This is a genomic window from Vagococcus salmoninarum, from assembly GCF_003987495.1.
In the GTDB taxonomy this organism is placed as follows: Bacteria; Bacillota; Bacilli; order Lactobacillales; family Vagococcaceae; genus Vagococcus_D; species Vagococcus_D salmoninarum.
This window is the reverse complement of record NZ_NGJU01000002.1, coordinates 142,656-156,970: the sequence shown is the minus strand read 5'-3', so window position 1 is coordinate 156,970 and position 14,315 is coordinate 142,656. Positions and strand designations below refer to the sequence as shown.

12 protein-coding genes are annotated in these 14,315 nt (G+C 35.9%); 8 read left to right on the top strand and 4 right to left on the bottom strand.

Annotated elements, in window-relative coordinates; translation table 11 throughout:
* Window positions 1-61: 61 nt before the first annotated feature.
* On the bottom strand, window positions 62-478 hold the full coding sequence (locus CBF35_RS02405; RefSeq protein WP_126778285.1) for a DUF2871 domain-containing protein: 417 nt from the start codon (window positions 476-478) through the stop codon (window positions 62-64).
* Between the two features lie 13 nt (window positions 479-491).
* Entirely contained in the window at window positions 492-1,115 is a 624-nt protein-coding gene (locus CBF35_RS02400; RefSeq protein WP_170174688.1) for a TetR/AcrR family transcriptional regulator, read from the bottom strand.
* 334 nt (window positions 1,116-1,449) lie between these two features.
* Between CBF35_RS02400 and CBF35_RS15000 the strand changes: the two genes are divergently transcribed.
* Window positions 1,450-1,551, top strand: a complete 102-nt coding sequence (locus tag CBF35_RS15000; RefSeq protein WP_314209238.1) for a putative holin-like toxin — start codon at window positions 1,450-1,452, stop codon at window positions 1,549-1,551.
* A gap of 196 nt (window positions 1,552-1,747) precedes the next feature.
* Here the strand turns inward: CBF35_RS15000 and CBF35_RS02390 are convergent, their stop codons facing one another.
* On the bottom strand, window positions 1,748-2,032 hold the full coding sequence (locus tag CBF35_RS02390; RefSeq protein WP_126778283.1) for a hypothetical protein: 285 nt from the start codon (window positions 2,030-2,032) through the stop codon (window positions 1,748-1,750).
* Between the two features lie 285 nt (window positions 2,033-2,317).
* Window positions 2,318-2,782: a glutathione peroxidase gene (locus CBF35_RS02385; protein WP_126778282.1), complete on the bottom strand. Its 465-nt coding sequence runs from the start codon at window positions 2,780-2,782 to the stop codon at window positions 2,318-2,320.
* A gap of 173 nt (window positions 2,783-2,955) precedes the next feature.
* Here CBF35_RS02385 and CBF35_RS02380 point away from each other — a divergent pair, with 173 nt between their 5' ends.
* From CBF35_RS02380 to CBF35_RS02350, 7 genes are all read left to right on the top strand, one after another.
* Entirely contained in the window at window positions 2,956-3,789 is an 834-nt protein-coding gene (locus CBF35_RS02380; protein ID WP_126778281.1) for a GNAT family N-acetyltransferase, read from the top strand.
* A gap of 269 nt (window positions 3,790-4,058) precedes the next feature.
* Entirely contained in the window at window positions 4,059-10,352 is a 6,294-nt protein-coding gene (locus CBF35_RS02375; RefSeq protein ID WP_126778280.1) for a 5'-nucleotidase C-terminal domain-containing protein, read from the top strand.
* 332 nt (window positions 10,353-10,684) lie between these two features.
* Window positions 10,685-11,155 (top strand): MarR family winged helix-turn-helix transcriptional regulator, encoded by a 471-nt coding sequence (locus CBF35_RS02370; RefSeq protein WP_170174687.1) that lies wholly within the window; start codon window positions 10,685-10,687, stop codon window positions 11,153-11,155.
* Window positions 11,156-11,274: 119 nt separating this feature from the next.
* Window positions 11,275-12,393, top strand: coding sequence for a helix-turn-helix domain-containing protein (locus tag CBF35_RS02365; RefSeq protein ID WP_170174686.1), 1,119 nt, complete (start codon window positions 11,275-11,277; stop codon window positions 12,391-12,393).
* Window positions 12,394-12,612 carry a PLD nuclease N-terminal domain-containing protein gene (locus tag CBF35_RS02360; RefSeq protein WP_126778277.1) on the top strand — a complete coding sequence of 73 codons (219 nt, stop codon included), beginning with the start codon at window positions 12,394-12,396 and terminating at the stop codon, window positions 12,610-12,612. It begins immediately after the preceding gene.
* The gene (locus tag CBF35_RS02355; protein ID WP_126778276.1) at window positions 12,609-13,520 is read left to right on the top strand and encodes an ABC transporter ATP-binding protein; all 912 of its coding nucleotides are present in this window, start codon (window positions 12,609-12,611) and stop codon (window positions 13,518-13,520) included. The genes CBF35_RS02360 and CBF35_RS02355 overlap by 4 nt, the downstream gene beginning before the upstream one ends.
* Entirely contained in the window at window positions 13,517-14,281 is a 765-nt protein-coding gene (locus CBF35_RS02350) for an ABC transporter permease (protein WP_126778275.1), read from the top strand. Before CBF35_RS02355 ends, CBF35_RS02350 begins: the two co-directional genes overlap by 4 nt.
* Window positions 14,282-14,315: the final 34 nt, after the last annotated feature.

Below are 14,315 nucleotides of genomic sequence, written 5' to 3'. Positions count from 1 at the left end.
AAACGTTTTTTCATTGGAAATAAAAAAAAGACGAGAATAAATCGTCTTTTTACAAGTTTTATTAGTTATTTGCTACTTGTAACTTAACCGCTTTTGAAAGGCTATGGAATAAGAAGGCGATACCGACAGTCATGATAATATGACCTAAACCAGAAATTCCAGCAATGGCAGGACCTGTTTCATTTCCTAAAACAGTCAGTGACCCTTTAATTGTCATCATGACAATTGTTAACAATAAGCCAATGTTATAAACAATATAAAATTGGTTAAATTGTTTAAATTGTGACAAGTTGAAATTCTTTTCTAAAACTAAAACGACTAAGAACATAAACATTCCTAACATTAAAGCGTGAGTATGAGTGACAGCTAATTGGGTTTTCCCAGTAAAGCCATTAATTTTTGTGAACTCTCGGTAAAAGACTCCTAAAGCTAAACCTAAGACTGCGTAAAATGTACTTGTTTTGACTAATTTATTCATTTGATATATTCTCCTATTCATTATGGATGATTCCGAATTTTAACCATTTGACACGATTTCTGTATTCGCCCATTAACTGTTCTTCTGACCAATCTTTAGCAAAGTAATCATTCAAACATTCATGAACGACTGGTACGAGAACTTTAAAAAAGGTTAACAGCTCTTCATTTGTTTTAGCATTTAATGAGTTAGTGTCAATCACTTCAATAAACTCTTCAGGTTTTGTTGCCATCCCATGAGGATTTCCTTGTGACTGATAACCCATGCGACGTTCAGTGACATAGTTCAAGTTTAAAGACAGAACTTTGAAATAGTCGTGATAAAGAGGATCTGAGAAAGCGTGAATGAGTTCTTTTAAGTAGCCTTCTAAGCCTTTAAATAAGTCGCCGTCAGCATTTTTGATTGCCTCAATAACGGTACCGTGAGCGTGTTGAGTAATATGGTGGTAGAAGTAGTAGTAAAGGTCTTCGATGTCTTCGAAGTATTTATAAAAACTTCCTCGAGAAATTTCACTATCTCGAACAATATTAGCAACGGAAGCTTCTTGGACGCTATGTTGGGAAAATTCTTTCAGTGCGGCATTTAAGACAATTGCTTTCTTATCTGGTTTTAAATTAAAAAAGGTTTCTTTGGGCATTTTTACACCTCCTAACATAATTAGTGACATAGTGTCACTGTTCTTACATAGTATAAGTGACGGCCTGTCACTATGTCAATAATAAAAGCCTACTTTGGGAATTGTTTTTGAAGAAGCTTAGTGAGTTTAAAGAAGGCTGGTTAAGGAAATAATAGAGGAATTTAGAGGAGTTTTTATGGGTAGATAACTAGGCTGAAATAATAGTAAATGCTAGGAGCATCCCTTGAATTATGATATGTTAAAAAGGTAGAAGAGTTGTGAGGATGGCGGTTTTCAGAAAGGAGGTGGTGCTTATGAAAGTAAGTGCTAAACACTCCAGAAAGGAAACACTTTTTTGTCTGCGTATGAGACAATTAAAGTAATGCTAGGCTTTGGTATGTTTACCATCGCTCTGATTGCTTTGATCGTTAAATTGCAAAAAAATGACAAAAAATAACCGCTCATTAACTTTGACCAGTTAGCGGTTATTTAATCGTAAATTGCCACCGTTTGATACGGTTCTACAGAAAGGGAGTCTGGCGAAAGCTAGGCTCTCTTTTCACTTGTAGTATAGCAAAATATCAGCTGGGAAACAAGGGACAGGTGTTAGGTTTTTAACGTTAAAAAATAGTTATTACTTGAAGGAATTCGTATCACTTTTTTCTAATTTGTAAGTCGCTAATTTGTTTTTCAAGAGTTGATGTTTGTTTGAAAAAATCTTGTAAGAACAGTTGAAAGACTTGGGAGTTAGCGTAATAGTCACGAATGTTTTTCTTTTTATTTAGTGGCGGGGAAGTTGTGGTGGAAAAAGTGCCAAAGGTAGTTAACATTTTTTCCCATGATTGAAGTTGGATTAAAGTTTCTTGTAATTGAAAAAGGTCTTGGGAAGTGACAGATTTAATTGGTAAGGAATTTTTTATTACTGTCTTAGATGTCATCTGAAACCACTTCTTTCAAGTAGTTTTTGAGGGGCAGCAGTTAAGTAAGCAAGTTAAGCAAGAATGAGGATAAAATAAAAAAGGGCTATTAGACGACCGTCTAACATTCCTGGCAATAAGTTCATAATAACAACACCTAAAAAGATGTCATGACTAATTCTATCTTTAATAGCCCTTAAAAGAAGCTTTAAATCTAAGATAAAGAAAGGAAAAATATCGTTAACGAAAAAAAAGTAGGGAAAGTCATGGCGTGAGCATTTAGTAGACTCAAAAAAACTCCTATAGTTATAGGAGTTTTTCAATCTCACTAGTTAAAGCTTCTGGTGTTGTTTTAGACCCGAAACGTTGGACCACGTCACCTTGACGGTTAATTAAAAATTTTGTAAAGTTCCATTCAACATTTTTACCTGTTGTGTTTTGAACTAAATAATTAAAGAGTGGTGCTTGATTCTTACCTTTAACAGCAATTTTTGCAAACATCGGAAAAGTCACTTGATAGTTTAGTTGGCAAAAACTTAAAATTTCTTCACTACTTTGAGGGTCTTGGCGAAGAAATTGATTACAAGGAAAGCCTAAAACAGTAAAACCTTGATCTTGATACTTTTCGTAAAGAGTTTCTAAGCCTGTAAATTGGGGAGTGAATCCGCATTTACTAGCAGTGTTGACAATCAAGACAACAGACCCTTGATAATCCTTCAAGGATTTTAGTTCCTTGTTAACAGTTTCAACTTCAAATGAATAAATTGACATAAGGTCACGCTCCTTTAAATTAGCTTAACAAAATTAGAAGAAATATGAAAGAAACTTACCTTATCATTTAATGAAGAAAGTCGTGAAAAGTGAAGACTTTTAAAAAACTATGTTAAACTATTATTTAAACCTATTTATTATTTATAAGTAACTAAAATAAAGGAGGAGTTCTTATGGAAATCGATTTAAAAAAACTATCAGACTTACCTTTTTCTGAAGTAACTGATCTTTGGAATTTAGCTTTTTCAGATTATTTAGTGCCAATTAATATGAGTCAAACTCAGTTAGCAGATCGTTTTACTCATTTAGGTCTATCTAAAAGCCTTTCGCTAGTGGCAGTACAAGGGGGAGAGTTAGTTGGTATTTTATTATATGGCGAGCAAGACTATCAAGGTAAGAAACAAGGTTGGATTGGCGGTATGGCAGTCATTCCTGGGAAACGACAATTAGGAATCGCTCAATTATTAATGACAGCAGCCCTTGGACAAGGAAGGGCACGAGGGCTTGATGAATTGCTGTTAGAAGTTATTTCAAGTAATTCAAAAGCAATTAAATTATACGAAAAAATTGGTTTTAATTCTTTAACGGAAGTTCTAAACGGTCACATCGACTTAAAAGTAGTTGACCCTCAAAAAAAGCCTCACTTAGTCCTGAAATCAGTGCCAGTGACAAAGCAGCAGCAATTGCTAGAATCGCCAGTCGTCATTTGGCAAAATCGACTAGTTACACCAGGTGAACTGGCTTTAGTGACTGATGGGAAGGATGAGATTGGTTTTGTTTTTTATTCATCGATTATTTCAGAAAAAAGACTTGTTATTAAACAAGTTTTGGTACTTCAGGAAAGGCAAACATTCTTGGAAGAATTATTGTTATCGTTAAGGGATTATCAAGATGTCGAAAAAATCACTTTCAGTAACTTAGACCTAAAAGATCCAATTAATGAACAGTTATCAAAGCAGGTATTAGATAGGGGAGTTAGCCAAATTCAAATGATTTATCGTTATTAAAAAAGCGCCCTCTATGTAAGGGGGCTTTTTTGGATTGTTGAACAATCTTCGCTTTTAACTGGTCTAGTTTTAAATCAATAAAACAAATATTAGTTTAGCTGTTTTTTTTGATTAGAAATCACTGATAAACCTAGACATTACTCGCTTTTTTGGTACAATGAAGTCACGTCAGTAGCGACGAATGGTCTAGAAAAAGGAGGGGATTTAGGAATTTTTAGAGAGTGATTAAAAGAAACGTTAGCTTTAATGAATAACAAGGGGGAGAAAAAGTGAAACAGACTAAAAATCGAATACGTCTAGTTAATGTTATGGCTTTATTGATTTTATTATTCAGTAATTTTTCGCCAGTCGGCGTAGTAGTAGCCGAAGGGTTAAATGAAGGTTCGGATTCTACTTATGTAAACGCTTTAGAATCAGATGCTGATAAAACGGTCACAGAAGGGTTAGATCAAGATGCTGAGGAAAGCGGAAGCCAACCTGAAGCAACTAGTAGTCAGGAGAGTTTAGCAACAAGTTCGACAGTGACAAAACCACTGGACGGCTCCGATGTGACAGAAAATACGTCTGAAACGACATCTGAAACAAAAGCTGCTAAAAAAGCCGTTAAAAAGAGCGTTCCAGCGGAACCAAAAACAATTACTAAACAATTAACGATTCTTGGAACATCAGATGTTCACGGTAATGTTTGGGATTGGTCTTATGAGGATGACAAAGAAGGGGACTTTGGTTTTGCGAAAATCGGGACAATTGTAAAAAATGTTCGAGCAACCCAGCCAAATACGATCTTAGTCGATGCGGGAGATAACTTACAAGGAACATTATTAACTGATGACCTTTATAGTAAGGACCCAAGTTTACAAAATGTTGTTCATCCCGTGATTGCAGCGATGAATGTCATTGGCTATGATGCGATGGCTCTTGGGAATCACGAATTTAACTTTGGAACAAAGTTAATTGAGAAAGCCAATGCAGATGCTGAATTTCCATTGCTTTCAGCTAATACGTATTTCAAAGATACGGAAGATAATTTAACACAAGCCTACGAAATCGTTGAAGTGGATGGCTTAAAAGTCGGAATTCTTGGTATGACGATTCCTCATGTTCCGATGTGGGATGGGGACAAAGTTAAACATTTAGAATTTAAATCATTACGAGCAGAAGCTAAGAAGCAAGTGAAGATCATGCAAGAAGTTGAAAAAACCGATGTGATTGTTGCTTCCATTCATGCTGGTTTAGATAATTCTGACCCAGAAGCTGCAGCACGGAATGTTATTACAGAAGTGCCGGAAATCGATGCCTTTGTTTTAGGACATGATCACCGGGAGTATGCTGATAAATTTGAAGATAAAAACGGTAAAGAAAAACCAGCTGGGGCTGTAAAAGACACTGGATCCGGGGTTGTTCGGATTGACTTAGAAGTTTCAAAGGAAGAAGCCTCACCTGAAGCTGAAATGGATGAGACGACAGCAGATGAAGGTCTACCAGTTCCGCCAGTAGATGAAGAAGCAATTGAAAATAAGTGGGAAGTTACTAAGAGTGACATCTCGATTATTTCTTCGAAAGGACAAGCGACTGATGAAGCTGTGCGAACAGCCACATTAGAAGCTCATGAAAAAACCCAAGAGTATGTCAAAGGTGTCATCGGCAAGGCAACTGGAGATTTCTTGCCTGCTCAAGAAATTAAAGGAATACCAGAAGCACAATTACGACCAACGGCAATGATATCTTTAATTAATCGCGTGCAAATGCATGTGACTGGAGCCGATATTGGAGCAGGTGCTTTATTTAAAGCTGACAGTAAGTTAGTGGCAGGTGATATTACCTTTGCCGATATTTTTGATATTTATAAATACCCTAATACTTTAGTTAAAGCCAGTATGAATGGGGCACAATTAAAGAAATTTATGGAAAAACAAGCAAGTTATTATCAACAATATAAAGAAGGTGATTTAACAATTGCCTTTAACCCTAATATTCGGGTATATAACTACGATATGTTAACAGGAGTTAAGTATAAAATCGATATTTCCAAGCCTGTTAATCAAAGAATCGTTGATTTAACTTTTAAAGGAGAACCTGTCAAAGATGATCAAGCCTTAACAATCGCAATAAATAATTACCGTTTTGAAGGGATGGTCAAAGATGGTTATGTTGATCCAGTACCGCTATCTGACACAGACCCAGACACGTTGCGAGGAGAAATTGTTAACTATATTAAAGATTTCCGTAAAGGAACGATTGATCCGGCAGTTGAGATCGAGGAATCTTTTGAAGTAATCGGTGCTGATTTAAGCCACCCCTTACGTGATTATGTAATTGAGCAAATCAATAGTGGGGCTGAAGGCTTCGATTTAATCAAGGCCTCTAGTGATGGACGAACACCAAACGTTGAAAAAGTTAATATTAATCAGTTAATTGCTGATGGAAAAATTCCTGCAGAAATGCTAGGAGACCAACTGACAATTATGCATACAAATGATATGCATGGGCGCTTAGAATATTTAGAAGATAAGTACAGCCCGTCGATTGGGATTTCCCGTGTTAAAGCCTTCAAAGATTTGAAAAAGCCAACGTTACTCGTTGATGCAGGGGATGCAATGCAAGGTCTACCGATTTCAAATTACACTAAAGGCATGGATATGGTCAAAGCCATGAACGAAACTGGCTATGACGCAATGACTTTAGGAAATCATGAATTTGATTTCGGCTTAGAGACAGCGTTAGCTTATAAAGACGCCTTAACTTTCCCAATTGTTTCAGCCAACGTTTACTATAATGGTAAACAAGGAGCCAATGCTGGCAAACGACCATTTTCACCTTATGCAATGACTAAAAAAATGGTTGGTAAGAAAGAATATAACTTTGCTTTAATTGGGTTAACAACACCAGAAACGTCAGTTAAAACCCATCCGAAAAATGTTGAAAAAGTTGAGTTTACAGAACCAGCCCCAGAAGCAATTAAAGTCATAAATGAGATAAAAAAAGCCGATAAAAAAGCGGATGTCTTTGTCTTCATGACTCACTTAGGTTTTGATGAAACAACAACTGAAAAAGAAACAAGTAAGTATTTAGCAGATGAATTAGCGAAAGCTTTCCCAGATGACAAGATTTTTATTATTGACGGTCACTCACATACTGAGTTAGAAAATGGTCATAAATCAGGTCATGTCTTGATGGGGCAAACTGGTAACCATTTAAATAATGTTGGAATGATTTCCGCTGATTATTCAGGTGAAGTTCCAGAATTAACAGCTAAATTACACCCGTTCTCAGAATTAAAAGAATTGACACCAGATCCAGCAGTTCAAGCAATTGTTGATGAAGCAGTGGCGAACTTTAAAGAAGTCATGCAAGATGTTGTCATCGACAACAACCCAGTCTTATTAAATGGGACTCGTGAATTTGTCCGTGCCAAAGAAACCAACTTAGGTAACTTAATTGGTGATGCGATTTATGAATATGGTGTTAATGGTGGCTTTAAAAATAAAACGGACTTCGCCATCGTTAACGGTGGGGGGATTCGTCAAAACATTAACCCGGGAGTAGTGACTAAAGGTGATATCGTTGGCGTTATGCCTTTTGGTAACACAGTGACGCAAATAAAAGTTTCAGGGCAAACAATCTACGATATGTTTGAACAGTCTCTACATTCAATTCATGCCACTAATGAAGCCGGAGAAGTTATCTTAGATAGTAATGGTTTACCAGCTTTAGGGGCCAATGGTGGCTTCTTACAAGTGTCTGACTCGATTAAAGTTAAATACGACTCTAATAAACAAGGGGCAGATTCTAAACTAGGTATTCCTGGTGAACGAGTTTTCAGTATTCAATTAAGAGATGTTGAAGGAAACTTTAAAGAAATTGACAAAGAAAAAGCAGATTACTATGTTGCAACGAATGACTTCTTAGCAGCCGGTGGCGATGGTTTCACAATGCTTGGTGGCGAAAAAGAAGAAGGTTTTTCAATGGATACAGTCTTAATGGATCATTTGAAAAAAATGACAATTAAAGACTTAGAAGCTTACAAAGAAGAATTACCAGGTAGTCGGATTATTTCTGAACTTTCTGAAGAAGTTGCTAGTGATAAATTTACTATCATGCATACAAATGATATCCACGGTCGTTTAGAATACTTAGAAGATAAATACAGCCCTTCAATTGGGATGGGCCGTGTTAAAGCCTTTAAAGATCAAGTTAAACCGACTTTACTAGTTGATGCAGGGGATGCAATGCAAGGTCTACCGATTTCGAATTACACTAAAGGCATGGATATGGTCAAAGCCATGAACGAAACAGGCTATGACGCAATGACTTTAGGTAATCATGAATTTGATTTCGGCTTAGAGACGGCGTTAGCTTATAAAGACGCCTTAACTTTCCCAATTGTTTCAGCTAACGTTTACTACAATGGTAAACAAGGTGCCAATGCTGGGAAACGACCTTTCGAGCCATACACAACTGTCAAGAAAAAAGTTGGTACGAAAGAATATAACTTTGCTTTAATTGGGTTAACAACACCAGAAACGTCAGTTAAAACCCATCCGAAAAATGTTGAAAAAGTTGAGTTTACAGAGCCAGCCCCAGAAGCAATTAAAGTCATAAATGAGATTAAAAAAGCCGATACAAAAGCGGATGCCTTTGTCTTCATGACTCACTTAGGCTTTGATGAAACAACAGCTAAAAAAGAAACAAGTAAATATTTAGCTGATGAGTTAGCGAAAGCTTTCCCTGATGATAAGATTTTCATTATCGACGGTCACTCACATTCTGAGTTAAAAAATGGCCATAAATCAGGTCATGTCTTGATGGGTCAAACTGGTAATCACTTAAATAATGTCGGCATGATTAGTGCTAACTATTCAGGTGCTGAGCCAGTCTTAACAGCTAAGTTACACCCATTCTCAGAATTAAAAGACTTAACACCAGATCCAGCCGTACAAGCAATTGTTGATGAAGCAGCAGCGAACTTCAAAGAAGTTATGAAAGGAGTTGTTATCGACAACAACCCAGTTTTGTTAAATGGAACGCGGGAATTTGTCCGTGCTAAAGAAACCAACTTAGGAAACTTAATTGGTGACGCGATTTACGACTATGGTGTCAATGGCGGCTTTAAAAATAAAACGGATTTCGCAATCGTTAACGGTGGCGGTATTCGTCAAAACATTAACCCAGGAGTTGTGACTCAAGGTGATATCGTTGGTGTCATGCCATTCGGTAACACAGTGACCCAAATTAAAGTCTCTGGTCAAACGATATACGACATGTTTGAACAGTCATTACATTCAATTCATGCCACTAATGAAGCCGGCGAAGTTATTTTAGATAGTAACGGTTTACCAGCTTTAGGTGCTAACGGTGGCTTCTTGCAAGTCTCTGACTCGATTAAAGTCAAATACGACTCTAATAAACAAGGGGCAGTTGCTAAAGAGGGTACTAAAGGGGAACGTGTTTTCAGTATTCAGTTAAGAGATGCTGAAGGGAACTTTAAAGAAATTGACAAAGAAAAAGCAGATTATTATGTGGCAACGAATGACTTCTTAGCAGCCGGTGGCGATGGCTTCACGATGCTCGGTGGCGAAAAAGAAGAAGGTTCTTCAATGGACACGGTTTTAATGGATCATTTGAAGAAAATGACAATTAAAGACTTAGAAGCCTACAAAGAAGAATTCCCTGGTAGCCGAATTATTTCTGAGCTTTCTGAGGAAGTACCAGCTAAGGAAGACTTAGATTTAACGAAATTACAAGCAAGTATTACGAAAGCAGAAAAATTACAAGCAAAAGATTACCTCCCTAACCCGTGGAAAGATTTCGTAGCTGCCATTGAAACAGCTAAAGCAATTTACCAACAAGGGGACAATCAAAACAATGCTCGTAAACTTATTGTTCAAGCTGAGATTGACGAAGCAGTGATTGCCTTAGAAAAAGCAATTGCCACAATCAAAGAACATCCAGTGACAGCAGAACCAAAACCAGAAATCTTAAATTTAGTCGAGCTGAAAGCAGCTATTACGAAAGCCGAAAAATTACAAGCAAAAGATTACAAAAAAACTGCGTGGAGTGAATTCAGTCAAGTGTTAACAGAGGCTCAAGCTTTACATAAAGCTGGCAAGCAGCAAAATGCTAGGCGAGCAGTTATTACTAACCAAGACGTTCAAGCAATGACTAAACGTCTAAATGCAGCAATGGTTACTTTAGCTGAAAATAAAGTTACAACGCCGCCTGTTTTAACAGATCAAGAAAAGCTTGAAAAAGCGATTCAAGAGGCTTTGAAGCTTGCTGAGAAGAATTATACAGCAGAGTCGTGGAAGCTCTTCCAAAAGGCTCTTAAAGAAGCTCAGACAGCTTTAGCAGCTAATCAGTACGAAGAGGGCCTAAAACTTCTTGAAAAAGGTCTGGCTAGCTTAGTGAAGAAGACACCACAAACGAATGGTGGTTCAGTCATTAATAAAGTCTTACCACAAACTGGTGAAGAAGTGTATAACGGTCTAATGCAAGGAATTATTATTGTAATGACAGTTAGTTACGGTTATGCAGTTCAACAACGGAGAAAAGAATTACAGTAGTTCGTTATTAAGTGACAGTCTAGGAGAAATCCTAGGCTGTTTTTTATAAATAAAGCAACCTAAAACGAATATTGTAAATAATGATAATTATTTAAACGAGGATTTGTATTAGTTGAAAATGAAAAAAATGTCATATTTCTTAAAAAATACTGAGTTTTATTTAGAAATCTTGCTGGTTTATTCGATAAATAACTTCTTTTTGGAAGGATTTTCAAAGGCTTATAGTCAAATTATCGAAAAAAAAACAGTAAAAAGAGACTTAACAGTTGTTATTGTCAACCAACACAAGTATGATAGTAGTAGAAAGTAATTTTTTAGGAGGTTTATATTTAATGATGCCTAAAGACACGAAAACAATTAATGCTTTTATCAAGTATTTTTTAAACTACGTCACTTACTTGGAAAAAGAAATGTCCGACGATACCTTTAATTTCAATGAAATTAGAATTCTTTTTGAGTTGCTTGAAAAAGAGAAAATGTATGCCAAGGATATCGAAAATCAACTGGACTTAGACAAAGGTTATACTAGCCGAATACTAAAAAAATTCATGGACGAAAATATTATTCAAAAAGATCAGTCTGATGATGATAAACGTTTATTTTACTTGTCATTTACTGATGCAGGTAAAAAGACTGCTGAAACTATTTTGGCCAAGTATGAAGCAATCATTAATACTGACCTGGAAAAATTAACTGCTAAAGAGCAAAAATCATTTATTTCTGCCATTGAAACAATTCAAAAAATTCATGATAAAAAATTTGTTTGGAAAAAAACTGAAGAACCAACTGACCTTTCTGAGTAAGAAAGGTTTTTTTTGCCGTTAATAAGTAGCGCAGTAAGAAACTAAATCCCTTTTTATTGCGTGTGTCGCCATTGAATCTTAAATTATTATGACTTAAACTAAAGATGGAGGTGCCAAAGATGGAATTATTACAGTTTGGTCCAATTATTCAAGAGCAGCGCCGAAAACAAAAATTAACCCAAGAGGAATTAGCGTTAGCGATGTCAGTTTCCAAGTCTTCAGTGTCTAAGTGGGAAAATAACCAGACTTATCCGGATATGATTTTGTTGCCTCGGTTAGCGACTTTTTTCAATATTACGATTGATGAACTATTAGGTTACACACCTCAATTAAGTAAAACTGAGATTATTAATCTTTATCAAGAATTAGCCTTGAAATTTACTTATCAACCAGTGGAAGACGTTCTTCAAGAGGCGGAGAATTACATTGGCAAATACTATGCTTGCTTACCCTTACTACTGCAAATGAGTTTATTGTATATTAATCACTATAACTTATTAGCTAAGCCGGAAAGTCAAAAAGAGCTGTTAGTCAGAAGTATTCAGTTATTAGAACGAGTCAAAGTCGAAGGGAAGGTTCCTAGTTTAATTAATCAAAGCAATTCCTTAATGGCTGTTAGTTACTTACAGTTAGGACAAGCTGACAAGGTGTTAGAACTGCTGAGTGACAGTTTAGATGCTAAATTAAGTGATGAAAGTTTATTAGCGACAGCTTATGGCGCCTTAGGTCAAGTCGACAAGAGCCGGGAAATTCTCCAAGCAGCCAGTTATCAAAGTTTACAAGAATTACTGGGGCTTAGTAGTCAATTGCTACTGTTAGAAGTAAATAATTTTGAAAAGTTTGCCGAAATTGAAAGGCGAATTCGGCAGTTAATTGACAATTATGACATCAAAAAACTTCATCCTTTTAATGTGATCAGTTTTCTTTTAAATGTCTTTAATTGTTGTTTAGAACAACAAGCAGTGGCTAAAGCTCTTGAAGTCTTAAGTGAAATCTTAGCTATTTTAAAAACAGTGACTTATCCCATCAAAATACAAGGGGATGACTATTTTGATTTGCTCGACCAGTGGATAGAGGAACAAATGACTTTAGTGACAAGTACAGCACCTAGACATGAAACAATCGTCAAAGAAAGTCTCTTAAAATATTTCCAGGAACTACCGTTAATTCAAGACATTTACGGCGAGAATCCACAATTTATAAAACTATTAGCAGATTTTGAAAAGGAGTTGAGTTAGATGAACACATTGACCAAAAGTCAGTTCATTAATTATTTGCCGTTATTAATCCCTTTAATCTTGATCCAATTGTCTTTAGCGATTTGGACGGGCCGTCAAATTTTAAAGCAAAACAGTTTTTTTTATTTAAATAGAGCTTTGTGGCTAATCATCGTTTTATTTTTACAATTTTTTGGTCCAGTAGCCTACTTAGTTTTTGGCAAGAAGGAGAAATTATGACTATTTTATCAGTAACTGGCGTTTCAAAACATTTTGGAAGTCAACAAGTCTTAGAGGAAATTAGTTTTGAGTTACCTGAACACAGTGTCCTAGGGTTTATCGGGAAAAATGGCGCTGGTAAAACGACTTTGATGAAAATGATCTGTGGGTTACTACCGATTGATCAAGGTGAAATCAAAGTGTGTGGTCAAAAAGTCACTTACGGTCATAATCAGACGAATAAATTTATTGGTTATTTACCAGATGTACCGGCTTTTTACGATTATATGACGAGTTATGACTATTTAAAACTATGTGGCGAACTAACAGGCATGTCAAAGGCAGAGATTAGTGTAAAGTCGGAAGAATTACTAGAATTGGTTGGTTTAGCCAATAATCAGCAAAAAATAAAAACATATTCCCGAGGAATGAAACAACGTTTAGGCATTGCTCAAGCGTTGTTAAATGAACCGAAGTTGTTAATTTGTGATGAACCAACTTCCGCCTTAGATCCCGTCGGTCGTAAAGAAATTATTGAGATTATTAGTCAAGTCCGAAAAAAAACGACAGTTATCTTTTCAACACATATTTTATCTGACGTGGAAAAAATCTGTGATCAAGTGGTTTTAATTGATCAAGGCAAAGTTCAATTAGCGATGCCTTTAAGCCAGTTGAAAAAAGACTATGGGTTAAAACAATTTCTAGTAACCTTTGCAGAAAAATTGACAGAGTCTCAAGTCCTAGGGATTTTTGAAGGCTATCGGATTATTACAGTCAAGGCTGAAAAGGAATACTTAATTGAAGCCACAACTAGCCAAGAGCCTTTACGGCAACTGTATCAACAAATTTTGGCGGCGAACTGTTACCCACAAGGGCTGACCGAATACCAACCAGATTTAGAAACGGTCTTTGAGGAGGTAGTCAAATGAAGAGTTTGCAAGCTTTTTTGAAAAAGGAAACTCTTGAAGTCTGGAAGAATTATCATTTAATAATTTTACTTAGTTTATTTACAGCTTTAGGGATTTTAAGTGTTTTTACGGCTAAATTTACGCCAGAATTAATTAGTCAGTTAGTCTCACCTGAGATTGCTAAAGCTCTACCAGAACCAACTTTAGTTGATAGTTGGCTACAATTTTATAAAAACGTTAGCCAAATCGGCTTGTTTGTTGTCGTGATTTTGTTCAGTAGTTCCTTAACTAATGAGTATCAAAAAGGCACATTAACAATTTTAGTCACAAAGGGTTTACCCCGTTGGACAGTAGTCACGAGTAAATTGTTAGTTAGTTTAGCAGTCTTTACAACGGCCTTTGGCTTAGGAGCAATCATTACTTATTTATATAGTTTGTTTTACTTCAAGGGTCAAAGTTTAAGTCATGTCGGTTGGTTTTTATTTTTATTATGGTTGTTTAGCTTGTTTATGATAGTGATGTTATTCTTTGCAAGTGTTGTCTGTCGGAATACTTACAGTGTTTTATTAATGTTAGGTAGTCTTGTCATCTTGCTTTTGTTAGTAAGCTGGCTGAAAGTCTGTCAGCCATACAACCCTTTACAATTGTTCAGCCAAAGTACGGGTCTCTTAACAAAAGACTTAGTATTGAAAGATTTTATTAAAAGTATAGCTGTTACTAGTGGGTTAAGTTTATTGATGTTTATTAGTAGTCTCATTTTATTTAATCGTAAAAGTTTATAGACTGACTAAAAAAATGGTATGATTATAGGAAAAT